Raw genomic sequence first — 24,024 nt, forward strand, 5'->3', positions numbered from 1 at the left:
AAATTGGTTGCGAAATCCGGTGTAATTTGGATATGCTTCATAGTACGATTGTGGGAGAGAGTCGAGGGGGGCCGCTCGCATGTGGCAGCGATGGATTACCGCTATCAACGATATGAAGCTGCGAACGAAGCTGATTTTCTCGTTCATCGTCGTCGTCTTCGTTCCGGTGTTGATCGTGGGCTTCTTCTTGACCGGACAGCTTCGGGCCATGGCGCTCAACAACGCGGTGGAACAGACCGCGATTAACGTCGAGCGGGTCATGAAGCGGACGAGCGACGTCATCGACGTCGCGTACGACAACGCGTACCGGTTCGCGAACGACGAGCTGCTGGAGGATGTGGCGAACCGAAGGTACGACACCACCTACGAGGTGGTCTCCGCGTACCGGGACTTTACGGAGTTTCGCGATACGGTCGGCTTATATAAGGAAATTAGCAGCGTCCGATTTTATATGGACAACCCGACGATGCTGAACAACTGGGAGTTCATTCCCCCGACCGAACGCATCGTGAACGCGCCTTGGTACAAGGACGCCGTCGAAGCGAACGGTCTGGCGGTTTGGCGGTACATGGAAGACGAACGGTATTTGAAACAGACGTTAAGCCTCGTGCGCAAGATCGACTTCTGGGAGCACCGTTCGTTCGGCGTGCTGGTCTTGAACGTCAATATGGAGATGCTCCAGGACATCTTGCTGCAGGAGACGTTCGATACGATGATCGTCGATTCGAACGACCGCATCGTCGCCGCCAATCGGACGGACCGCATCGGCTTGACGCTCGCGGACATCGACATGGTGCAGGACCCCATTACGGCGGGCGAAACCGGGAGATTCGAAGGCGTCGTCGACGGGCAATGGTCCGAAATTCGAATCGAGTCGCTGGTGCCGGAAGCGAGCGCGAACGGCCTTCGCATCGTCTCCGTGTTTTCCATCGAGACGATCGTCGCCGACGCGAATCGGATCAACCGGCTGGCGCTGTCCGTCATCGGCGCGAGCCTCGTCTTGTCGCTCCTTCTCATGTACGCCTTCTCGGGCATGCTCTCTTCGCGGATGCTCCGCCTGAGCAAGCATATCCAGCGCATGGCCGCGGGACAATGGCGGACGACGGTCCGCATCGACGGGAAGGACGAGATCGGGCAGCTCGCGAGACAATTCAATTCGATGTCCGCGAGCATCGCCGACTTGATGGACGAGGTCGAGGAGACGAACCGGCAGCGCAGCTTGCTGGAGTCGAAGCAGAACGAAATTCGGTTCAAGATGATGGCGAGCCAGATCAATCCGCATTTCCTGTTCAACGCGCTGGAGTCGATCCGCATGCGGGCGCACCTTAAGGGGGAGAAGGAAATTTCCCGCATCGTCCGACTGCTCGGCAAGATGATGCGGAAAAACCTCGAAGCGGGCAGCCGCGTCATTCAGCTGGCCGACGAAATCGACATGGTCCGCTGCTACTTGGAAATCCAATCGTTCCGTTACGAGGATCGGCTGAAGTTCGAGCTGCACGTCGACCCGCGGGCCGAAGCGACGCCGATTCCGCCGCTCATCATCCAGCCGCTCGTCGAGAACGCCGTCATTCACGGATTGGAAAATAAGGAAAACGGCGGCACGGTGCGCATTCGGGCCGACGTCGTCGGCGACCGGGTGCGCGTGTGCGTCGAGGACGACGGCATCGGCATGAGCCCCGAAACGTTGCAACGGCTGAACGAGACGCTGCAAGCGCCCGAAGAACTCGAGCACAACCGGATCGGCATGCGCAACGTTCACGTTCGCCTGCAGCTCAGCTTCGGACCCGAGCACGGGCTCGTCATTCGGAGCGCCGTCGGCGAGGGGACGTCCATCCATTTCTATATACCGCTGGGAGGAAATCGATATGTATAGCGTGTTGATCGTCGACGACGAGCCGATGATCCGGGAAGGGCTTCGGACGCTGCTGCCTTGGGAGGAGCTCGGGTACGAGGTCGTCGACACGGCGTCGAACGGCAGGGAGGCGCTGCGCAAGCACGAGCTGCTACGACCCGATCTGATGATCGTGGACATTCGGATGCCGGGCATGGACGGGCTCGAGTTGATCGAAGCGCTGCGCGAGGTCGACGCCGGCTTGCATATATTGATCCTGAGCGGATACGCGGATTTCGACTATGCGAAGAAGGCGATCCTCTCTCGCGTCGACGGCTATTTGCTGAAGCCCGTCGACGAGGATGAGCTCGAGCAATACTTGCGGAAGCTGAAGACGACGCTGCAGGAGGAGCGGGCGCGGTCGAAGCAAGCCGATCGTTGGGAAGAAGCGACGAAGGAGCAGCGAGTGCTCGCGGCGCTTCGCGGCGGAGGGGACGCCGGAGACGGCTTCGGATGGCCGAGCTACGAGCTCGTCTTGATCAAGCTGCTCGCGCGGGAGGACATCGACCCGATCGTGGCCGCCGCCGTGCGCAAGGAGTGGGCAGCGGCGTACGAGCCGACCGGTAAGGGCGTACTGTTCGCCGCGGAGCCGTACGTCGGCTTGCTCTGGAAACACCGGCTCGAAGACGCGGATGCCCGAGAGTCGCTGCTCCGCTCGCTTCGTGAGCCGTGCCACGACCGCGGGCTCGACTGCGACGCCGTGTCCGGGGGGGAGACGTCCGAGTGGGATCGGCTCGAGTCGCTGTACGAGCGCGCGCTCGAGCTCATGAAGGACCGGTTTTACTACGACGCCGACGAGCTTCGCCGATACGGCGACGCGGGAGCTCCGTCCGCGGCGGGCGGGCCCGAGGCGCTATCCGCGGAGAGCGCTTCGGACGCGACGCGGGATCTCGAGGACAAGCTGTATCTCGCCGTCGACGTCGGCAACGCGGACGCGGCGTCGCGTCTCGTCGACGAGGCCGGCAGACTGATGAGGGAAGCGGGCCTTCCCGAGCAGACGCTGAAGACGAGGATCGTACAGATCGTCTCCGCCGTCGTAGGTAAGCTGGCGACGAACCGGCCCGAGCTGCAGACGGTCGACCGCCGCCTGTCCGTCGACATGCTCGCCCTATTCCGCGAATATCGATACGACGAGCTGCTGCGGGCGACGAAGTCGCTGTTCCACAGTCTCATGTCGGCGACCGAGGAGCAGGGCGCGGAGAAGCTCGTGAAGCGGGTCGTCGACCTGATCCGGCGCAATTATCACGAAAATTTGAAACTCGAGACGATCGCGGAGCTGTTCCATTACAACAGCGCGTATTTGGGCAAGGTGTTTAAGCAGTCGACGGGGGAATACTTCAACACGTATTTGGACAAAGTAAGAATCGAACAAGCGAAGGCGCTGCTCGAGCAGGGAATGAAGGTGTATCAGGTGGCCGAGCAGGTCGGATACGCGAACGTCGATTATTTTCATACGAAATTCCGGAAATACGTCGGTACGTCCCCGTCCGCGTATAAGAAGAAAGAATAAAATATTCGGTACGGCGCGCTGCGAAGCGCGCTTTTTTCATGGAAAAACCTGACATTGGATGTGCACTAATTTTTATATGATTTTGTGTTTGTTCCTTCGGGTAGTTGTATGCGGTTTCATTCTTTATGATTGAAACATAGAGCAAGGGGGGACCGACAGATGGTAACGGTAGCGGGTCAAGCGAAGACCGAAACGAAAGCCGGAAAACGAAAGCACTTCTTCCATATCGCCTGGCAAAATCGGTACTTATACGCGATGTCATTGCCGTTCGTTGCATGGGTGTTTGTATTTAGTTACTTGCCGCTGTGGGGCTGGACGATGGCGTTCCAAAAGTTCCGGCCGGGACGAGGCTTCTTCGAACAAGAATGGGTAGGCTTCGAACATTTCAAGACGTTGTTCCAAGACGACATGTTTTATCTCGTCATGCGGAACACGCTGGCAATGAGCTTCATGGGCCTCGTCGCGGGCTTCGTCGTACCGATCCTGTTCGCGGTGCTGCTGAACGAGGTTCGACACATGTTCTTTAAGAGATTCGTACAAACGGTTTCCTACCTGCCGCACTTCGTCTCTTGGGTCGTCGTCGCGGGCATCGTAACGAAGATGCTGTCGACCGATAACGGCGCCATCAACGATCTGCTGCTGTGGCTCGGCGTCATCAGCGAACCGATTCAGTTTATGGCGAAGGGCGAATGGTTCTGGGGCATCGTCACCGCCTCGGACGTCTGGAAGGAGACGGGCTGGAACGCGATCATTTACTTGGCCGCGATCGCCGGCATCAGTCCGGAGCTGTACGAGGCCGCGAAGGTCGACGGCGCGAGCCGTCTCCGCCAAATGTGGCATATCACGCTGCCCGGGATCCGCTCGACGATCATTATCCTGCTTATTATGTCGATCGGTCATCTCATCAGCATCGGTTTCGAAAAGCAGTTCCTGCTCGGCAACAATCTCGTGGTCGATTACTCGAACGTCCTGGATCTGTATGCGCTGAATTACGGGTTAGGCATGGGCCGCTTCTCGTTCGGTACGGCGATCAACATTTTCAACTCCGTCGTCAGCTTGATGCTTCTGTTCGCGGCGAACGGCTTGTTCAAGAAAATTACTAAAGAAAGCATTATGTAAGGAGGGGCGTACATGTCCGCACAAGTCATCCGAGGTCAACGCAAGTCCATGTCCGATACGATGTTCGACGTCGTGGTGTACGCGGTCGCGATTATCGTCACGATCGCTACCCTGTATCCCTTCCTGAACGTGCTGGCGATATCGCTCAACGATTCCGTCGACAGCGTCCGCGGGGGCATCACGATTTTCCCGAGAGAGTTTACGCTTGAGAACTACAAGGTCATTTTCACTTATGAAGGGTTGTTGCAAGGGTTCAAGATTTCGGGACTGCGGACGATCGTCGGCACCGTGCTCGGTCTCGCCAGCGCTTCGATGCTCGCGTTCACGCTGAGCCGCCCGGACTTCCAAGGACGGCGCTTCGTCTCGGTATTCTTGGCCTTGACGATGTACGTCTCCGGCGGATTGATTCCGGCCTACATCCTCATGCGGGACCTCGGCCTGATCGGCACGTTCGCCGTGTACGTCCTGCCGGGCCTCGTGAGCGCGTTCAACGTCTTCGTTATCCGCTCCTTCATCGACGGCTTGCCGTATGCGCTGCAGGAATCGGCGAAGCTCGACGGCGCCAACGACTTCACGATCTACTGGCGGGTCATCCTGCCGCTGACGAAGCCGGCGCTCGCCACGATCGCGTTGTTCCTCGCCGTCGGCCAGTGGAACATGTGGTTCGATACGTATCTGTACAACTCTTCGAAGCCCGCGCTCACGACGCTGCAGTTCGAATTGATGAAGGTGCTGCAAAGCACGACGCAAGGCAGCGACTACCGCGATCAAAACATGAGCCAAGTGATGTCGCAAGTGTCGCCGGAATCGGTCAAGATGGCGATTACGATGGTCGTCACGCTTCCGATCTTGGTCGTGTATCCGTTCCTGCAGAAGTATTTCGTCGGCGGCATGACGCTCGGTTCGGTGAAGAGCTGATCCGAATGAGAGCCGTACGGCTAGGGTAAGGTATTACCAGGGTAACCTGTACAATACAAGCATTATACAAGGGTCAATAGAAACGGGAGGTTACGAACATGGGCACGACGAAAAAGTGGGGCAGCATTCTTCTTTCCGTCAGCATGGTAGCGGGCTTGCTCGCGGCTTGCGGCGGCAACGCGGGCGGCGACAACAACGGCGCGAAGGATCCGGCGCCGGCGAATAACGGCGGCGAAGCGGCGGCCGACGATACATCGCCGATCACGTTTACGTTCTACGGCGCGGATGAGAGCCCGAACTGGCAAAAGATGCAGGACGCCGTCGGCAAAGTCATCACGGAGAAGACGGGCGTTACGCTTGACGCGGAATACGCCGTCGGGGATTCCTCCCAGAAAATCGCCCTGATCGCCGCTTCCGGCGATTATCCGGACCTGATCAGCCCGAAAGGCGAATTGAGCAAGCTGGTCGATGCGGGCGCGATGCTCGATCTGACCGATCTGATCGAAGAGCATGCTCCGAATCTGAAGAAGCTGTTCGGCGACCAAATCAAACGTCTGCGGTACAGCGAAGAAGACCAATCGATCTACGTCATTCCGACGTATGCCGAGGTCGGCGGCGAAGGCCTGGAAGCGGGCGGCGGCTTCGAGCTGCAGCACCGCGTCGTGAAGGAGCTTGGCTATCCGAAGATCCGTACGGTCAAGGATTTCGAAAACGCGATCAAAGCGTATCTCGAGAAGCATCCGACGGACGAGAACGGCAACCCGAACATCGGTCTGACGCTGAATGCGGACGACTGGCGCATGTACATCTCGGTAACGAACCCTGCGTTCTATACGACAGGCGCTCCGGATGACGGCGAGTACCATATCGACATCGATACGCAGGAAGTAACGTATCACTTCCGCCGACCGGTGGAGAAAGAGTACTTCCGCTGGTTGAATCACATGAACGCGGAAGGCTTGCTGGATAAGGAAAGCTTCGTACAGAAGTACGACCAATACAAAGCGAAAATCGCGTCGGGCCGCGTGCTCGGTCTGATCGACCAGCGTTGGGACTTCGCGGACGGCGAGAACGCGCTGAAAGCGGAAGGCAAGTTCGAATACGGGTACGGCCATTATCCGGTAACGTTGACGGAAGAGTATAAAGATACGTCGTACTGGCCGACGGGCTTCATGGCGGGCAACGGCGTCGGCATTACGGTCGACAACCCGGATCCGGTCCGCGCGATCAAATTCTTGGACTTCCTCGCTTCCGACGAAGGCCAAATCTTGGACAACTGGGGCGTCGAAGGTCAGCATTACGTCGTGGAGAACGGCAAACGCGTCATCCCGGCCGACGTTCTGGAGAAGAAGAAGAACGATCCGGCGGGCTTCCAGAAGGAATCCGGCGTAGGATTCTACCACAACCTCGGCGCGCACTACGGCGACGGCGTGCTCGATCCGACGGGCAACTACTACACGACGGCGTTCCCGGAGCAAATCATCGCGACGTACAACGACGTCGAGAAAGAAACGCTTGCGGCGTACGGCTTGCAGACGTGGAAGGATCACTTCCCGAAAGGCGAGGAATTCCCGATTCGTCCGTGGGGCGCGGCATGGAACATCCAAGTGCCGAGCGACAGCGATACGAACATCTTGGCCGAAAAGATGAAGGGCATTACGTGGAAGCGAATCCCGGAAATCATCTTGGCGAAGCCGGAGGAGTTCGACGCGAAGTGGGACGCCTACCAGGAAGAGCTGCTCAAGGCGGGCGTCGAGAAGATGGAAGACGGCTACGAGGCGCTCGTGAAAGAACGCGTCAAGCTGTGGAACGAATAATCGCATAAGCGAGAGCGGGGCGGCTTTGGTGCCGCCTCGCTTTTTTGCGTTTACGCCCCTTGGCCGTCGGTTCCTTTCGAGTGCACGCTTCGCTCGGGGAGGGGGGGAGGCGGAGAACTCCGTTAATAAGCGCGGATTCGCGCTTCGCCCGGGAGTTTAGATGGAGAACTCCGTTAATAAGCGCGGATTCGCGCTTCGCCCGGGGGTTTAGATGGAGAACTCCGTTATTAAGCGCGGATTCGCGCTTCGCCCGGGGTTTTAGACGGAGAACTCCGTTAATAAGCGCGGATTCGCGCTTCGCCCGGGGTTTTAGACGGAGAACTCCGTTAATAAGCGCGGATTCGCGCTTCGCCCGGGGGGCTAGACGGAGAACTCCGTTAATAAGCGCGGATTCGCGCTTCGCCCGGGGGGCTAGACGGAGAACTCCGTTAATAAGCGCGGATTCGCGCTTCGCCCGGGGGGCTAGACGGAGAACTCCGTTAATAAGCGCGGATTCGCGCTTCGCCCGGGGGGCTAGACGGAGAACTCCGTTAATAAGCGCGGATTCGCGCTTCGCCCGGGGGGTTAGAGGTAGTGTCAAGAAGTTTGTGTAAGTAGTAGGGCATCCATAGGAACGATGGACTCCTGTTGATTTTGTAATATGCTGAACTGGTTACTTGTGGAGAGGGTAGCCCAAGCCGAAGGCGCGGGAGGGATTTTTATCCTTAGGCTGCTTCCTCTTCCGAATGGACCCATGGCCAGATAGATGACCTCACTGCGGACAGTGTCGCGTTTGAGTTTGCAGTAAATCCCGTCCAAATAGATGACCGAATAACGTTTCTCCAGTGGACGGTTCTGCCAAGACTCAATGTCATCGAGAACGGCATCCGTAATGTTACTCACTGTTGTCGGAGAGTACTTCGTTCCGAACATGCAATCGACGAAACGGGCCACTTCTCTTGTGCTCATGCCGCTTCTGTACATCTGGGTGATCGCTTCATCAAGCCATTCATCGCGACGTTGGTACGGCTTAAATACCTGTGTTTCAAACTCTCCCCGTCGATCTCGGGGGACCTGGAGATCATCGATCCTGCCATGCCGCGTGTCCAGTGTCCGTTCGTAGTATCCGTTACGTGTATTGCGGTGATCGGGGTGCTCTACCTGAATAAAGTTTTTCATCTCTTCGTTCATGATGAGCTCCAGTTTTTCTTTCACAAAGTCTCTGACAAGATTTTCGAATAGATTGTTAATGCTTGTTTGTTGTAAAGTAGTCATCGAGTAGGGTTCCTTTCTTGGTGACGTCGCAATCCCGAGAATACCCTACTTTTTTGTTGCCTTTAAAGGCTCCAAATTCTGTTACACAAACAATTTTACTTCATCGGGTTAGACGGAGTACTCCGTTAATAAGCGCGGTTTCGCCTTTTGCACCCAAGGGGACGTTTCCCACGTAAGTATAAATCGGAAGTTATTTGTTAACGGGGTGAAATCGTATATAATTTGAGTTAGAAAAACGAGGTGGACGAGATGAGCGAAATGGAAAAACAACAAGCGTACGAGAAGCTTGGCTTGACGGTAGGCGCGACGAGAGAGGAAGTAGAGAAGCGTTACGAGATTTTGCTGCGCCGGGAGAAGCAGAAGGAGCTTCGCGGGGAGACCAGCGATTTCGAACAGATCAATCGGGCGTATAAGCTGATCCTGGAATGGGAGCACCGGGAAGCTGTCGGCGCGATCGAAGAGAAGCAATACGGGAAGTATAAGAAATATGCGAGTCAGGCGCAGCGGGTCGATCATTTTTTCAGCTATTATAAATGGCATCTTATCGGCGGAATCGCGGCGGTCGCTCTCGTGATTTACGGCATCTTCGCTTACGTGGAGCATCGGGAGGAACAGGCGAGGCTCGCGGCGCTGCCGCCGGCCGAGCTGGAGGCATCTTTCTTGGGGATGTTCCAGTTGCCGACGGCGGACGATGCGGAAGAAGCGCTGGAAGCGGCGATCGTCGAACAGATGCCGGGTTGGCAGCGCGTCGAGGCGGACGTGCTGACGTTCAATATGGCGGAGCAAGGGATGACGGATGCGGCGATGCTGCAGAAGGTCGTCGTCATGCTGGCGACCGAATCGCCTGACATCTACGTGATGGATAACGCCAGCTTCGAATGGATCGCGCGCAACGGAGTGCTGCTCCCGTTGGACGCGGAGGTGGAGGGCCGCCTGAAGGAGATCCTTCCCGAAGGAGCGGCGAAGAAGGCGGCCGAGGCGGAGACCGACCCGAAAGATCCGAGCGGCGTCTTGCTAGGGGAAGAGCATGTGTACGGGATCGACCTCGCGGGCACGGCGTTCGCCGAATCGCTGCCGCTGGCGATGCAGGACATGATCGTCGGCATTCGCCTCGACTCGGAGAACGTCGATAACGCGATCGCGATGATCGAGCGTGCGCATCAAAGCGCGAAAGGTAACGAATAGCGGTATTTGCAAGACCGGGCCCCGGCTACCGCCGGAGGCCCGGTTTTTGTTTTTGAGCGATACCGCTGGCGGTCGACAGGCGATCCGGCGGAGTTAGGCGCATATGCGAGGCTAAAACGGCGATCGATGGGTAGCCATAGGGGAGCATCAAAAAAAGCCGTCCCGTGCAGGGAACCCTGCGCCGGGACGGCTTACGTCTATCGTTACGCTACGCTTGCTCCAGCTCTTTCACGCCTTGGTACAGCAGCTCGAACAGCTTCTCGATATCGCCTTCCTCGAGGCAGGAGAACGCCACCCGCAGGTCGGTGTCCCCGAGCGCGATCGTGCCGACGCCGAACTTCTCGAGCGCGTGGCGGCGAAGCGATTCCGCCTTCACCGTCTTCAGCTTCAGGCACATGAAGTAGCCGGAGTTGAACGGGTAGTAGTCCCACGCATCGTCGTACTTGCCGGCGTCGAGCACCTGCTTCGTCCGGTTGGCGCGGGCTTTCAAGATCGCCACCTTCTCGTCGCGCTGCTTCTCGAAATCCGGATGCTGCAGCGCCTTGAGCACGAACGTCTGCGACGGGTGCGAGCAGCTGGACACGGTGCCGCGAATGATGCCGAGCGTCTTCTGCTCCAACGCTTCGTTCGCCTCGGGCGACTCGCAGCCGAACGTAATGAAGCCGACCCGGAACCCCCACACGAATTCTTCCTTCGTCGCGCCGTCGACCTTGACCGGCAGCACGTTCGGATGCAGGCCGATCAAGCGGCCGAACAGCGATTCCCGCAGCGAATCCTCGAAGAACAAGCCGAAGTACGCGTCGTCCGTCACGACGACGGTCTTGACGCCCGCTTCCGCGCCGGCCTTCACGGCCGAGAGGATGTCGTCCGCTTCCCGCGCCGTCGGGGTATAGCCCGTCGGGTTGTTCGGGAAGTTGAGCACGACGATCGCCTTGCCCCGCTCCTTCTGAGCGAGGACGGAGGCGAGCAGGCCTTCGCTGTTGAACAAGCCGTCTTCATTATAAAGCGGGAACGTCACGATGTTCGCGCCGCGGCGCACGCCGAACGTCAGCTCGTAGTTTTCCCAGTTTTTCTCCGGCATGATGACGGCGTCGCCCTCGTCGGCGAACAGATCCGCCACGATGCTGAGGCCGTGGGTGAGCGCGTTCGTAACGATCGGCTTGCCGAACGTCTTCCCGGCGAGCGACGGGTTCTCGCTCAGCATCTTCTCGCGCCATACGCCGCGAAGCTCCGGCTTGCCTTCCGGAGGCGCGTACGGATACAAGTCCGACGGCGCATAAGCCGACAGCGTCTCTTGAATCATGCCGAGATGCATCGGCGTCTTGCCTTCCGTCGCGATGCCGATCGTCGCGTTGAACGTCGTCGCTTGTTTTTTCGCTTCGGCGGATTGATTCAGAATGCCGACTTTCGGAAAATACATGCCGAGACCGAGCCGCGACAGCATGTCGTGCACGACGGGCGCGACGCGAGAGAGCGTCTCGTTCAGTTGGACCGCTTGAGGGTTCATGGAAAACAATTCATCCTTCCGACGTAGTTTTGTGTATTATATCATGACGCTTCAGGAGCGTCATCCGCGAGGGACGGCGATTTCGCCGATTTTCTCGCCCATTCGCACCTTGACGCCGGCCGAGAGGCGCTCCGTCGGAACGAATCGGCCGCGTTCCCACAATAACACGACGGTAGACCCGAATTCGAAGTACGCGAGATCCTCGCCCTTGGCGACGCGCGCCGGCGGCTGATCGCCGGAGACGTACCGGATCGAGGCGACGTTCATCGCCCCGACCTTGACGAGCGCCGTCGTGGCGCCGCCCTCGGATTCCAAATACGTCACGAGGCGCACGTTCCGGGACAACACCCGCTTCATGAGCCGGAGGGAAGGATCGTTCACCGGATAGACGGCGCCGGGAATCCGGTCGCTCTCGATGACTTCCGCGTCGACGGGCGCATGGATGCGGTGATAATTCGCCGGGCTTAAGTAGATGACCGCGAACGTTCCGTCCATGTACCGGGCCGCGTGCGGCGAGCCGTTCAAGAGCTCGTCGACGGTATACCGCTGCCCCTTCACAAGGAACGTCCGATCGGGCGAGATCGTCCCCGCTTCGGCGACGAGACCGTCGACCGGGGAGACGACGGAATGTTCGTCCGCATCGACGGGACGGGCGCCGGGTTTTAATTTTCGGATGAAAAAGTCGTTCAGCGACGCATACTTGTCGATCGCGTGTTCGGCTTCCTCGAGGGCGATGCCGTAGAAGGAGGCGAAACGCGGAATCAGTCTGCGGCTGGCGGCCGATTTGGCGAACGCGCCGGCGAGCCGGGCGATCGTCGGTCTGGACGAGAGCTCGGTAAGCGCTCGGAACAATGGGCTCCACATGGCAAGCGTCTCCTATGTCAAAGTTGTCGATTTTCGATATTCGCCGCACGAGAGGCAGGTCGCCGGATTGACGCCCACCGGGTACGAGGAGCCGGACCACTTGGTGCAGGCGACGGGCGCCTTGCTGTCGGGGTCGTCGGATACGGATACGCAGAAGGAACAGCCGGTCGCGAGTTCGGTCGCGAGCCGCAGCAGCTTGCGCTTTAATGCATCGAGCTCCGTCGTCATGAGCGGATTCCATCCTTTCGAAGGTTCACTCGGTTATTATACTAAGAAACGCAACATTTTCCTATGGCTCTCCGTGATACTTACCGTGTCCCGCGTCGACTCGCCCACATAGAGTAATACGATATAGCTGTCGCTTCTTCGAACGGTTCGGTCGAGCACGCGGACAATAGCCCGAATCGGTTCGGAAACCGGCGTCAAGTCCGACGCGGACGCGAAGCCGGCGATGGGGAGCGGCAAGGAATCCTTTTCGGGGAGGTTATTCGCGTGAAGGGCATCATATTATGCGGCGGAAAAGGGTCGCGCCTTAGGCCGCACACGTTCTCCAGGCCAAAGCACCTTCTGCCGGTCATGAACAAGCCGGTGCTGTATTACGGCATCGAATCCATGATCGACGCAGGCATCGACAGCATCGCCGTCGTCGTTCCTCCCGTGTACCGGGAGGCATTCGACGAAGCGCTCCAGGGCGGGGCGCCTTGGGATATCGAAATTACGCTGATCGAGCAGCCGGAGCCGCGAGGGCTCGCGGACGCCGTTCGGATGGCGGAAGCGTACGTCGGCAACGACGATTTTATTCTTTATTTGGGCGATAACGTGATCGACGGCTCGCTTGCGCCGCTCGTCGAACGGTTTCGAAGGGAACGACTCGAAGGGCTCGTGTCGGTCAGCGAGGTGGATACGCCCCAACAGTTCGGGGTCGTGCAGCTCGACGGGGAACGGCTCGTGAAGGTCGTCGAGAAGCCGAAGGAGCCGCCCAGCAATCTCGCGATCAACGGCGTCTACTTATTCCGGTCCTCGCTCTTCGACGCCATCGCGGGGCTTCGACCGTCGGCTCGGGGAGAATACGAAATCACCGACGCCATTCAACGTCTCATCGACGGCGGCCTGCCGCTCGGCGTGTTCCGGTCGCCGTATTGGTGGAAGGATACCGGTCAGCCGAAGGACTTGATCCTGTGCAATCAGCATTACTTGCAGCGGATCGAAGGATTAAGGGTGAAGGGATCGATCGACGCGAGCTCGCAAGTGTCCAGCCCCGTATCGATCGGAGAGAACGCCAAGATCGTAAACAGCGTCATTCGCGGACCGGTCGTCATCGGGAACGGCGCGGTAATCGAAGACAGCTACATCGGACCGTTCACGTCCGTCGGCGACCGCGTTCGCATCGCTCGCTGCGAGGTGGAGAACAGTATCGTCATGGAAGACGCGGAGCTGGAAGGCGTCGCCCGCCGCATCGACGAAAGCTTGATCGGCAGCGATTCGAAGGTGCTTAGCCGGACCCAACCTCCGCAAAGCGTGAAGCTGTGGATCGGCGACCATTCGCAGTTGTTCTTCCCTCGTTAAGGGGCGGCCCCGCCGCCCCGGGGGCAGCCCGTCCGACGCCGGCTAGAAAGAAAAGGCGGCTGCCCCGCCCCTCGACTGCTCCGCTGCGCCGCCCTTACGGACGGCGCTCGACGACCTCGTCGTAATAAGCTTTTTGCTTCCTCAGCTGCACGCTCAGGTTGAAATCCGTCTCTACCTTCTTCCGCGCGTTCCCTCCGAGCTCCTTCCAACGCTCCGGATGCTCCGCCAGCCAGATCATCGCCTCCGCCAGCTTCGCCGGCGAACGTTCCGGGACGAGCAGTCCGGATTTCGAGGAATCGACCAGTTCCGGAATGCCGGCGTGCATCGTCGAGACGACGGGCATACCGGTCGCCATCGCTTCCTTCAGCGTGTTCGGAATACCTTCTTGGTTCCCGTCGCGGTCGGTGACGCTCGGCGCGCAGAAGACGTGGGAACGGTAATACATCTCCTGAATGCCCCGATAATCGACCCATCCCTTGATCTTGACGCTGCCCTCGAGGCCGAGCCGCGAGATGAGCCTGCGGTATTGCGCTTCGCACGGACCTTGACCGACCAAGACGAGCTTCGCCTTCTCGCGCCTCTTTTTCACCTCTGCGAACGCCCGGATCAGATCGTCGAAGCCCTTCTTCTCGACGAATCGGCCGACGGCGAGGAAGCGGATTTTCTTCCCGTCTTGGACGTACCTCGGCCGAAACTCGAAGCGGGACAGGTCGACGCCGCCGTAGAGGACGCGAATGCGATCCTCCGGGCAGCCGAGCCGGACGATCTCCTTCTTCAGATGCTCGCATACCGGGAAAAATCGATCGCCGACGGCGAACAGCTTGCGCAGCGCCTTCCGGTATTCTTCGTCCTTCTTCGGGTAGGCCGTCGCGTCGTTGCCGCGAAAGCCCACGAACATCGGGACGCCGTATTTCTCCTTCAGAAATTGGAAGGGCGGCGCGAGCGTCCCGTGATGCACATGCAGCCCCGCGACGCGAAGCCGCTTCAGCAGGTCCGGATCGGAGCGCAGCTTCTCGAGCTGCAGCACCTGCGCCTTGGGGGCGCCGGGCCGCAGCTCTTTCGGACTTTTCGTCACGAGCACCCCGCGATAACCTTCCACGTTGCGGATTTGCGCCATGACGTGTCCGTCCTCCACGGAATATTTATGATGCAAAATCGACGGCAACGGTTCGTTCATGGTCTTGGCCTCCTTCGAGTGACGAACATCGCGCCGAACATCGGCTGCGCGCTCTGCGGCTGTTTCGGTCGTTCGCCGCGGTCGAACTTTACGCGCAAAGACGCGATGGTCGCTTCGTCCCACCGGTACAACGTCCGCGCCGTACGGCGGATGCTGCGGTGCCGTTTAACATGCGGGATCGGCTTTCGCGGATGCCGGCGATACAGCGCCAGCGGCTTCCGTTGACAGTAGCCCCGATAATGCGTCGCGAGCCTTAGCCACATATCCCAGTCCTGCGAGTACCGGTACTTCGGATGGAATAAGCCGATCTTGTCGAAGCAGTCGCGGCGGACGACCGCGGTCGAAGTGCGGATCGTGAAGTCGCGCCGGTAAAGCCGGTACCGGAAGCGGTCCAGGTCCTCGTATTCTTTCCCCTTGCGCAGCCGCTTCCGGCCGCCCCGGACGTCGTAGTACCACGAATATAAAAATTTGCAGTCCGGATGCCGCTCAAGGAACGACTTGTTCTCTTCGAGCTTCTTCGGAAGAAACCGATCGTCGGAATCGAGGAACGCGATAAACCGCCCCTTGGCCGCCCGGATGCCGGCGTTGCGCGCCTCGGACGGGCCGCGGTTCCGCTGCCGAATATACCGCACCTGCCGGCCGAACGACCTTACGATCTTCCCCGTCCGGTCCGTGGAGCCGTCGTCGACGACGATCAGCTCATAGTCGTCACACGTCTGGTTCAGCACGCTGCGAATCGCGCGGGCGATATAACGCTCCCGGTTGTACGTCGGGATGACGACGCTGAACAGCGGCCGTTCCCGGCGCTCGCGTTCCTTCCTCTCATAACCGGCGATAACGGCGTCGAACAGCTTCTCCAGCTTCTCCGTCTGCCGGATCGCATCGAAGTCTTCCTCCACGCGCGCCCGGGCGTTCTTGCCGAGCTTCGCCCACGTATCCGGCCGCCCCACGACGTGAATCAGCTTTCCGGCGAGCGCGCCGACGCTGTCCTCGGGGACGAGGTGGCCGCTGACGCCGTCTTCGATCAGCTCCGGGATGCCGGAGTGGAACGTAGAGACGACCGGAAGCCCCGAAGCCATCGCTTCCTTGAGCGCGTTCGGGATGCCCTCGACGTTGCCCGTCCGGTCCTTCCGGCTCGGGAGGCAGAAGATGTGAGCTTCGTTCAGCTGCTTCGAGATCGCGCGATGCGGAAGCGCGCCTAAGAACTCTACATACGGCCAGATGCGGAGACGGCGGGCGAGCCGCTTCAGGCGGGGCTTCAGCTTGCCTTCCCCGACTATCGTCAGCCGCGCGTTCGGGAACACCTGATGGACGTGGCGGAACGCGCGGAGCAGCGTCTCCGCGCCTTTCTTCTCGACGAGCCGCCCCACGTAGAGGATCCGGATCGTACCGTCGTCCGGCGCCTCGCGTACCTTGAAGGCGAATCGCTCGAGGTCGATGCCGCTGTAATGGACGACGATCTTCTCCGCGGGGCAACCGTGTCGAACGAGGTCCGATTTCATCGCTTCGCAGGGTACCGTGAAGCAATCCCCTTCGGCGAACAGGCGCTTTAATGCGCCGCGGCGTCGACGCATGCGGGCGGTGCCGGGCGCGTCGCAGCCGTGGAACGACGTGACGAGCGGCACGCGCCACTTCCGGCGGAACGGAAGCATGCGGATGCCCGAGTTGCCGAATCGGGCGTGGATCAAGGCGAACTCGCCCCTCCCGAGCCGCGCGTCCAACTGCCGATGCGTCGGGTCGACGGCGACATGCTCGTGCGGAAGTTCGCCTCTGTTGATGCGCCTTCCGCAAAATACGTGCGGTTCGTAACGCTTCATTCGGCGAACCTCTCCATAGATGAAGGTTTCGCTGATAGGCAGGAAGACGGACCGCACGACGGCGATGCGATTCAGAAGGCATTCCTCCCTTCAATGTGCTGCTTTACTCTATGACGCGCCGGGTAGGAGTGTATAGACAGCCGCCTTCCAAACCGGGTCGTCCGCACAGAATCGTTGCCGCTTTGCCCACTCCTCGTACTCCGCCCGAGCATAGGTTGATGGGGAGAGAGGGGTTTGCTGTCAGGGGAGCGTGGTCACTACGGAAAAGCTTTACGAACGAGTAGAGGCGGCGTACGACATCCGCCTCCAATCGCATGAACTCATCAAACATAAACCGGACTCCAGCTTCGTGGCGAAGCTGGTCGCCGAATCCGGCGACGCGTACGCGCTGAAGAGCCTGTTCGAACCGCCGGAGCGGCAGCGATTCATCGCCGAATCGGAGCGGCTGCTGGCGGAGCGCGGCGTCGGTCTCGCCCCGCCGGTACGGGCGAAGGACGGACGCCTCTTCTTCGAGCACGAGGGAGCGCCGTACGTACTGTACGAGTGGCTTCCGGGCGAAGGAGCGCCGCTTAACAAGCCGGACGATCTGCTGCGGATCGTCGAGCTGTCGGCCCGGTTCCACCGCGCTTCGGCGGGAATGGAGTATCCCTCCGGCGTGCAGGAGTACGGCCATCTCGATTGGCGGGAGGAGTACGCCCAGCGGCTTCGTTCTATCGAGGATTGGCTGGCGAAGGAAGGCCGAACGAAGAGCGGGAAGAAAGGTCTGATCGCGGCGGCGATCCCCTACTTCTTGAAGACGGGAGAGATGGCGTTCCGCGAGCTGAAGAAGAGCGCTTACGGGGCTTACGCGGAAGGGAGCGCAGGCGCCCGAACGCTCGTGCACGGCGACCTGCACAACAAGAACGTCTTGATTCACGGCGGAAGCCTCAAGCTCATCGACTTCGAGGATGTGCGGTACGACGCGCCGTCCAAAGATTTGATCCGCATTCACAGCATGTACGCCAAACGGCGCGCCTTCGAAGCGAGGACGTTCCGCCTCATGCTGCAGCGCTACCTCGAGATCAACCCGCTGTCGCAGGACGTCCGCCGGCTCGTCGAGATCGACCTGCTCTTCCCTCACGTATTCGAACGGACGTTGCGCAAGAAGAAGTACAAGAAGATGACCGAGGAAGAAGTGGCGTTCTACCTCGAGCATGAGCGGCGAAGAACGGAATACGCGAAGAAGCGCTTCTTCGGCAGCGACGCGTCCTCGGGGAAGGAGGGGAAAGCATGAAACGCATCGCATTCGTCCGGCTTCGCTACCTTCCTCCGTCGGAGACGTTCATCTACGGAGAGCTGCGGCGCATCCGCACGGTGAAGCCGATCGTATTCGCGCGCAAGCGCATGAACTTGAAGAGATTCCCTTATAAAAAAATCAAGCGGCTGCCGAATCGGCCTTCGAAGATCGTCCGCGCTTTCCGAAGACGCCGCGTTCGCCTGATTCACGCCCGCTTCGGCAACGCCGGCGTCAGCCTGCTGCCGGTGAAGCGCCGGCTGCGCATCCCGATGCTGACCTCGTTCCACGGCTTCGACCTGCCGGCGAAGCGGAGCCCCCGCAAGGCCTATCATCGCAAGCTGCCGGAGCTGTTCCGCGCCGGCGAGAAGTTCACCGTGCCGTCACGGCATATGAAACACAAGCTGATCCGTTGGGGCTGCCCCCGGCACAAAATCAAGATCATGTACAGCGGGATCGATCTGGTTCGGTTTCCTTACGTCGAACGGGAGCCGAGGACGGAGGGGGTCACGGTCGTCGGCGTCGGCCGGCTTCATAAGAAGAAGGGATTTCGGTACTTGGTAAAGGCGTTCCGGCAGGTGCTTGAGAAGCATCCGACGAGCCGGCTCGTCATCATCGGGGAAGGCGAGGAGGGGCGCCGGCTGAAGCGGCTCATCCGCAAGTGGAAGCTGCAAGACCGCGTTCGGCTCCGCGGCCATATCCGGCACGACAAGCTGACCGACCTGCTGCGCCGGGCCGACATCTTCTGCCTGCCCAGCCTGACGACGAAGGACGGCAACCAAGAGGGCATCCCGAACTCGATCAAGGAGGCGATGGCCACGGGGCTGCCCGTCGTGTCGACGAAGCACGGGGGCATTCCGGAGCTCGTCGGGAACGGCGTCGAAGGCATTCTCGTGCCGGAGCGCAGCGTCAAGCGGCTGGCCGAGGGGCTGATCGCTTTGATCGAGCAGCCGGCGCTGCGCGAGGAGATGGGACGGAACGGCCGCGCGAAGGTCGAGAGGCGGTTCGACGCGGTCAAGCAAGTGAAGAGGCTGGAAGACATCTATCGTCGTTTGCTGCGAAAGGGGAGATAAGCTTGTTTACGATCAACTCCGGGAGCGAGACTCCCGAATCGTCCGCGGAACGCGTGCCGATCGTGACCGTCGTCATTCCGACGTACAACCGGGCGAGGTTCATTCGCCGCGGGATCGAGAGCGTACTGAAGCAGACGATCGACAATTGGAAGCTCTTGATCGTCGACGACGGCTCGAAGGATAAGACGGAAAGAATCGTGCGGAAGTACGTGGAACGGGATCCGCGCATTCGTTACGTGAAGCAGCGGAAAAACCGAGGCGTGTGCTACACGCTCAACCACGCGTTGTCGCTCGTGGATACGCCGTACTTTTCCCAACTGGACGCGGACGACTGGTACGAGAAGGATACGCTCGAGAAATGTCTTCGAAAGATGGAGGAGGGCGGGCCGAAGGTCGCCGTCGTCTACGGAAACGACAAGGTGTGGAAGAAGAAGAGGGGCAACCGACTCAAGTATTTGGGGAAAAAGAAAAAACGCCAAATCCGCGGCAAATACGATTTCATCACGTTCCATTCCATGATCTATCCGCGGTTCTATCGGACCGAAGCGCTGCGCAAGGTCGGCGGCTGGTCCACGCGGGTGCCGGAAGGCGGGCGCTTCGCGGAAGACCGGCAAATCTTGTTGAAGCTGGCGGGACGCTATCGCTTCAAAGCGGTGCGCAAGGCGATCTATAACCGCCTCAATCACGAGAGCAACAACTCCCGCATCGAAAACCGGGACAAATACGCCAGAGTGACGAGGTATTTGTACAAGAAGGCGCTGAAGCGCTGGGGCGACAAATATAAACCAAGATTCGTTTGGGTGCGCGGACGGCTGAAGGTCGGCCGCCTCATTAAGAAATAAAGTTTCGGGAGGGGAGCGTATGGACGAACCGAAGCGCGAAGCGTGGCTGTCGACGGAAGAGGTCATCGAACGGATTCATCAAGCGATGGCCGAGAAGCGGCCCCTGTCCGTCGTCCGCGTCGGCGACGGCGAGAACATCTGCCTCGCCCAATACAAAGTCTGGTCGATTCGCAAAACTCTCTCCACTCGCTGGGCGAGACTGTCGCGAACGACGAATTGGAAAGGCGTGCGTCTGCCGAACGTTCTTCTGCGGGAGCAGCTGATCGCTTCCATTAAGAGAGCCGACATCGTCGGCATTCCGTACGAGAACGATCGCGAAATCTTGGCGAAGCAGCATACGCTTCGCCCGTTGACCGACCGCTGCTTCCGCCGTTACAAGATTCGGCCGAAGGCGGTATGCCACACGTTCGTCAACCGTCACATGGTGGAGTACGAGTCGTTCTGGGAGATGCTGCGGGGCAAGAAGGCGGTCGTCATCTCTCGTTGGGCCGGCGATTTGAAGCGATGGGTCGGCACGAAATACAACGATTTCGACATCGATTTCGCGAAGCTCATTCGCATCGACCGATTCGAAGAAATTCCGAAGGTGCTGCGGAAGATGGAGAAGGTCGAGTGCGATATCGTTCTCGTCTCGGCGGGCGTCAACGCCGTCATTTTGGCGGAGCGGCTCGCTAGGGAGCAAGGGCGGGTCGCGATCGACTTCGGCAAATCCGCGGTGTTTATGGTGAAGGGCGACCGGAAGGTGCGGCCGTGGAGGCCGCGGACCGCGAAGGCGCCGGCCGAGATCTCCGTTTCGGGTACGGCGTCCGCGGCGCCGGCGCAGGAACGACCGGAGGCGCCGCAATCGTCTGGAGGAGGAGAAGGAGCGTGAATATAACCGTAATCGGTTCGGGGTACGTCGGGACGACGACGGCGCTCGTCCTGGCGAAGCTCGGTCATCAAGTGATCGGATACGACGTCGACGCCTCGAAGGTCGAGAGGCTGAATCGCGGAGAGCTGCCCTTCCGCGAGCCCGGATTGGAAGAGCTGCTGCACGAGCTGCTGCAGGACGGAAAGATCGTCTTTACGGCCGACGGCCGCACGGCGGTGACGAGCAGCCAGCTGCTCATGATCTCGGTCGGCACGCCGTCCGCGGCGGACGGCAACGCCGATCTGAAGTATTTGACCTCGGCGATCGACACGATCGCCGAGTTTATCGACGGTCCGAAGATCGTCATCACGAAGAGCACGGTACCGATCGGCACGAACCGTTGGATCAAGGAGCGGTTCGCCGAGAAGGTCGACCTGACGAAGACGCCCGTCGACGTCGTTTCCAATCCCGAGTTTCTTCGGGAGGGCAGCGCGCTGCACGATTCGTTCCAGCCTTCCCGAACAATCGTCGGCGGCGACAATCCGCTGGCCGTCGAGACGGTGAAGCGGCTCTATTCCGGCCTTCCGACGACGTACTACACATGCGACTTCGAGACGGCCGAGATGATCAAGTATGCGTCCAACGGCTTCCTGGCCGCCAAAATTTCGTTCATTAACGAAATCGCCCGGCTCGCGGAGGAGGTCGGCGCCGATATCGGCGGCGTCGCGCGCGGCATGGGGATGGACCCTCGCATCTCGTCGCATCATCTATCCGCGGGCATCGGCTACGGGGGCTCTTGCTTCCCGAAAGACGTCGCCGAGCTGCTCCACCTCGCCAATCGGAAGAACGTCAAGCTGAGCATGCTGGCGGAAGCGAAGCGGGTGAACGACACCCAGATCGATTGGTTCGTCGAACGGATGCAGGCGGTCGCGCCGCTCAAGGGGCAGCGGGTGCTCGTACTCGGCGTCGCGTTCAAGGAAGACACGGACGATCAACGCGAATCGCCCGGCATCCGTCTCATGGAGCGTCTGCTGAAGCTCGGCGTTCGCGAGGTTCGGGCGTTCGATCCGACCGTCCGGGCGGTCGACGAGATCCGTTGGACGAAGCCGCTCGGCAAGGGCGCCGCGAAACGCGTGAAGGTCGCGACCGACGTCGAACGGGCGGCGGACGGCGTGCATGCCGTCGTCTTGACGACGCCTTGGAAATCGTTCGAGACGCTGCCTTGGAAGCAATGGGCGACGGCGGCGGCGACGCCGGTCGTGTTCGACGGGCGGAACTTCCTCGACGACGTCGCGCTTCGCGGGCTGGGATGGCAGTATTACGGCGTGGCGAGGGGGCGGGGGCGATGAAGATCGTCATCACCGGCGCGGCGGGCTTCATCGGCTCGCACCTGAGCGAGGCGCTGCTCGCGAGCGGCCACGACGTGACGGGCGTCGATCAGATCGGCGCCCACCCGGCGAAATTCGTCAAAGAGGATAATCTGAAGGAAGCGATCCGGCATCCGCGGTTCGTCTGGATGCCCGCCGACCTGCTGTCGATCGATCTGGACGCGCTGTTCGCGGACGCCGACGTCGTCTTCCACCTCGCCGGCATCGCCGGAGTTCGAGGCAGCTGGGGTTCGTCGTTCAAGGATTATCTCCATGCGAACGTGCTGCTCACGCAGAACGTGTTGGAAGCTTGCAAGCGCGCGCCTCGGCTGAAGAAGCTGGTGTATGCGTCCTCCTCGTCCGTGTACGGCGGCGGAGGCGGCGCGTACAGCTCGGAAGACTCTCCCACGCGGCCGATCTCCCCGTACGGGCTGACGAAGCTGGCCGGAGAGCAGCTGTGCCACGTGTATCATCATGAATTCGGGGTCCCTTATACGGCGCTGCGTTTCTTCACGGTGTACGGCCCGAGGCAGCGGCCGGACATGGGCTTTCATCGGTTTATGAAGGCCGCGCTGTTCGACGAACCGCTCCCGTTATACGGGAACGGCGAACAGACGAGAGACTTCACTTACGTCAGCGACTTGGTGCAGGCCAACGTCGCGGCCATGACGTACGGCGTTCACGGGACCGTCTTCAACGTCGGGGGCGTAGAGACGGCGACGGTGAACGACGTGCTGCGGCGGATCGAGACGCTCGCCGGCAAGCCGCTCCGGATCGAGCGCCTTCCCGAGCAGCCGGGCGATCCGTTCGCGACCCGGGCCGACGTGTCGCTCGCGCGGCGGGAGCTCGGTTACGCTCCCGCCGTATCGCTCGAGGAGGGCATGGCGAGACAATGGGCGTATATCGTCCGCTTATACGGCTCGGAGGTGAAGCCATGATCGGGATGTTATATCCTAGAACGTTGATTTCGAGCCTCATGAAGGGCGGACGGTCGTTCGAAAAGCCCGACTTCTACGTGCAGGCGGCGCGGGAGGCGGGCGAAGAGATGTGGTTTTTCTCGCTCGTCGACATCGATTGGAAGGAAGGGACGGCGAGAGGGTGGAACGGCGTCGATCCGGTGTGGAAGCGGCGTCCGATTCCCGACGTCATTCTGAACCGGACGCGCACGACGCGCGCGTCGGCGAGGCGGAGCATTCTTCGCCTGAAGCGCATGGGCAAGCTCGTCTGCAACGAACGGAACGTCGTCTCGAAGCTGACGATCCATCGGATTCTGGCCAAGGAGCCTGCGCTGCAGCCTTACTTGCCGGAGACGGCGTCGCTTACGGCGCGCGCCGTGAACGACCTGTTGACGGCGAATCGGAACGTATTTCTGAAGCCGAGCCGCGCGTCCGTCGGGAACGGCATCATCCGCATCAGCCGGGCCGGCGGCGCGACGTACGCCGAGGTGAACCGGCTCGGGCGGACCGAGCGCAAGCGGATCGACGTCCGGCGCATTGCGGCGTTGGTGAAGGGGCGTCGCCGGAACTATCTTGTGCAGCAGGGCATTCCGCTCATGAAATACCGCGGTCGCCCGGTCGACTTCCGCGTGTCGATCCAACGGGGAGCGGACGGGAACTGGCAGTGCACCGGCATGGTCGGCAAGGTCGCGAGGAAGCGGGCGATCGTGACGAATTTGCACTGCGGGGGCACCTCGATGAAGGCCGTCGAGCTGTTCCGCGAATGGGGCTGGAACCCGGCGGAGGTAGAGGCGCGGGTCGCGGCGCTCGGCGTAAGCATCGCTTCCGCGTTGGAGCGGGAGCTGCCGCCGATCGCCGATCTCGGGCTCGACATCGCCTTGGACGATCAAGGTCACCCTTGGTTTATCGAATCGAACTTCCGCGACCTTCGGATCACGTTCCGGAACGCTGGCGACCGGCAAACTTGGGCGGCTACGTTCCAGAACCCCGTCCGGTATGCGGCGGCGCTGCTTCGTTCCAGAGAAGGAGGGGCGTAAC

General features: G+C 60.3%; 19 protein-coding genes and 1 pseudogene. 14 read left to right on the forward strand and 6 right to left on the reverse strand.

Features of this window, described 5'->3' with window-relative positions; genetic code table 11:
- Nucleotides 1–79: 79 nt before the first annotated feature.
- The 5 genes from FE782_RS04095 to FE782_RS04115 all read left to right on the forward strand — a co-directional run bounded on the left by FE782_RS04095 (nucleotide 80) and on the right by FE782_RS04115 (nucleotide 7,255).
- A complete protein-coding gene (locus FE782_RS04095) occupies nucleotides 80–1,873 on the forward strand; it encodes a cache domain-containing sensor histidine kinase (protein ID WP_138192777.1) in 1,794 nt (597 codons plus the stop codon).
- A complete protein-coding gene (locus FE782_RS04100; RefSeq protein ID WP_138192779.1) occupies nucleotides 1,866–3,401 on the forward strand; it encodes a response regulator transcription factor in 1,536 nt (511 codons plus the stop codon). Before FE782_RS04095 ends, FE782_RS04100 begins: the two co-directional genes overlap by 8 nt.
- A gap of 159 nt (nucleotides 3,402–3,560) precedes the next feature.
- On the forward strand, nucleotides 3,561–4,520 hold the full coding sequence (locus FE782_RS04105) for an ABC transporter permease (RefSeq protein ID WP_138192780.1): 960 nt from the start codon (nucleotides 3,561–3,563) through the stop codon (nucleotides 4,518–4,520).
- Nucleotides 4,521–4,532: 12 nt separating this feature from the next.
- Entirely contained in the window at nucleotides 4,533–5,438 is a 906-nt protein-coding gene (locus FE782_RS04110) for a carbohydrate ABC transporter permease (protein WP_138192781.1), read from the forward strand.
- A 98-nt stretch (nucleotides 5,439–5,536) separates the two neighbouring features.
- Complete coding sequence (locus FE782_RS04115; RefSeq protein WP_138192782.1) at nucleotides 5,537–7,255, forward strand: ABC transporter substrate-binding protein; 1,719 nt, start codon at nucleotides 5,537–5,539, stop codon at nucleotides 7,253–7,255.
- A gap of 729 nt (nucleotides 7,256–7,984) precedes the next feature.
- Here FE782_RS04115 and FE782_RS04120 read toward each other — a convergent pair.
- Nucleotides 7,985–8,509 (reverse strand): annotated as a pseudogene (locus tag FE782_RS04120) (IS256 family transposase); the annotation flags it as partial.
- Between the two features lie 249 nt (nucleotides 8,510–8,758).
- Here FE782_RS04120 and FE782_RS04125 point away from each other — a divergent pair.
- Nucleotides 8,759–9,694, forward strand: coding sequence for a hypothetical protein (locus tag FE782_RS04125; RefSeq protein ID WP_138192784.1), 936 nt, complete (start codon nucleotides 8,759–8,761; stop codon nucleotides 9,692–9,694).
- A gap of 208 nt (nucleotides 9,695–9,902) precedes the next feature.
- Here the strand turns inward: FE782_RS04125 and FE782_RS04130 are convergent, their stop codons facing one another.
- The 3 genes from FE782_RS04130 to FE782_RS04140 are packed head-to-tail and all read right to left on the reverse strand — an operon-like array spanning nucleotide 9,903 to nucleotide 12,293.
- Nucleotides 9,903–11,201, reverse strand: coding sequence for an aminotransferase class I/II-fold pyridoxal phosphate-dependent enzyme (locus FE782_RS04130; RefSeq protein WP_138192785.1), 1,299 nt, complete (start codon nucleotides 11,199–11,201; stop codon nucleotides 9,903–9,905).
- Between the two features lie 60 nt (nucleotides 11,202–11,261).
- Nucleotides 11,262–12,065, reverse strand: coding sequence for an archaetidylserine decarboxylase (asd, locus tag FE782_RS04135; RefSeq protein WP_138192786.1), 804 nt, complete (start codon nucleotides 12,063–12,065; stop codon nucleotides 11,262–11,264).
- Between the two features lie 12 nt (nucleotides 12,066–12,077).
- The gene (locus FE782_RS04140) at nucleotides 12,078–12,293 is read right to left on the reverse strand and encodes a hypothetical protein (protein WP_138192787.1); all 216 of its coding nucleotides are present in this window, start codon (nucleotides 12,291–12,293) and stop codon (nucleotides 12,078–12,080) included.
- A 264-nt stretch (nucleotides 12,294–12,557) separates the two neighbouring features.
- Here FE782_RS04140 and FE782_RS04145 point away from each other — a divergent pair, with 264 nt between their 5' ends.
- Nucleotides 12,558–13,631: a glucose-1-phosphate thymidylyltransferase gene (locus FE782_RS04145; protein ID WP_158299247.1), complete on the forward strand. Its 1,074-nt coding sequence runs from the start codon at nucleotides 12,558–12,560 to the stop codon at nucleotides 13,629–13,631.
- Between the two features lie 94 nt (nucleotides 13,632–13,725).
- On the opposite strand, the gene FE782_RS04150 is transcribed toward FE782_RS04145, so the two are convergent.
- On the reverse strand, nucleotides 13,726–14,808 hold the full coding sequence (locus FE782_RS04150; protein ID WP_138192789.1) for a glycosyltransferase: 1,083 nt from the start codon (nucleotides 14,806–14,808) through the stop codon (nucleotides 13,726–13,728).
- A complete protein-coding gene (locus FE782_RS04155; protein ID WP_138192790.1) occupies nucleotides 14,805–16,625 on the reverse strand; it encodes a glycosyltransferase in 1,821 nt (606 codons plus the stop codon). Before FE782_RS04155 ends, FE782_RS04150 begins: the two co-directional genes overlap by 4 nt.
- 250 nt (nucleotides 16,626–16,875) lie before the next feature.
- Between FE782_RS04155 and FE782_RS04160 the strand changes: the two genes are divergently transcribed.
- Genes FE782_RS04160 through FE782_RS04185 form a run of 7 tightly spaced genes read left to right on the forward strand, consistent with a single transcriptional unit; the run spans nucleotide 16,876 to nucleotide 24,023 of the window.
- Nucleotides 16,876–17,898: a YutH/CotS family kinase-like spore coat protein gene (locus FE782_RS04160; RefSeq protein WP_138192791.1), complete on the forward strand. Its 1,023-nt coding sequence runs from the start codon at nucleotides 16,876–16,878 to the stop codon at nucleotides 17,896–17,898.
- Nucleotides 17,895–18,971 carry a glycosyltransferase gene (locus FE782_RS04165; RefSeq protein WP_138192792.1) on the forward strand — a complete coding sequence of 359 codons (1,077 nt, stop codon included), beginning with the start codon at nucleotides 17,895–17,897 and terminating at the stop codon, nucleotides 18,969–18,971. The genes FE782_RS04160 and FE782_RS04165 overlap by 4 nt, the downstream gene beginning before the upstream one ends.
- A 2-nt stretch (nucleotides 18,972–18,973) precedes the next feature.
- Nucleotides 18,974–19,813, forward strand: coding sequence for a glycosyltransferase family 2 protein (locus FE782_RS04170; RefSeq protein ID WP_158299248.1), 840 nt, complete (start codon nucleotides 18,974–18,976; stop codon nucleotides 19,811–19,813).
- Between the two features lie 19 nt (nucleotides 19,814–19,832).
- Nucleotides 19,833–20,684 (forward strand): GT-D fold domain-containing protein, encoded by an 852-nt coding sequence (locus tag FE782_RS32205; protein WP_158299249.1) that lies wholly within the window; start codon nucleotides 19,833–19,835, stop codon nucleotides 20,682–20,684.
- Nucleotides 20,681–22,012 (forward strand): UDP-glucose dehydrogenase family protein, encoded by a 1,332-nt coding sequence (locus tag FE782_RS04175; protein WP_158299250.1) that lies wholly within the window; start codon nucleotides 20,681–20,683, stop codon nucleotides 22,010–22,012. The genes FE782_RS32205 and FE782_RS04175 overlap by 4 nt, the downstream gene beginning before the upstream one ends.
- The gene (locus FE782_RS04180; RefSeq protein WP_138192795.1) at nucleotides 22,009–22,968 is read left to right on the forward strand and encodes an NAD-dependent epimerase/dehydratase family protein; all 960 of its coding nucleotides are present in this window, start codon (nucleotides 22,009–22,011) and stop codon (nucleotides 22,966–22,968) included. Before FE782_RS04175 ends, FE782_RS04180 begins: the two co-directional genes overlap by 4 nt.
- Nucleotides 22,965–24,023: a YheC/YheD family endospore coat-associated protein gene (locus FE782_RS04185; RefSeq protein ID WP_158299251.1), complete on the forward strand. Its 1,059-nt coding sequence runs from the start codon at nucleotides 22,965–22,967 to the stop codon at nucleotides 24,021–24,023. Before FE782_RS04180 ends, FE782_RS04185 begins: the two co-directional genes overlap by 4 nt.
- Nucleotide 24,024 lies beyond the last annotated feature (1 nt).

It is taken from the genome of Paenibacillus antri (assembly GCF_005765165.1).
In the GTDB taxonomy this organism is placed as follows: Bacteria; Bacillota; Bacilli; order Paenibacillales; family YIM-B00363; genus Paenibacillus_AE; species Paenibacillus_AE antri.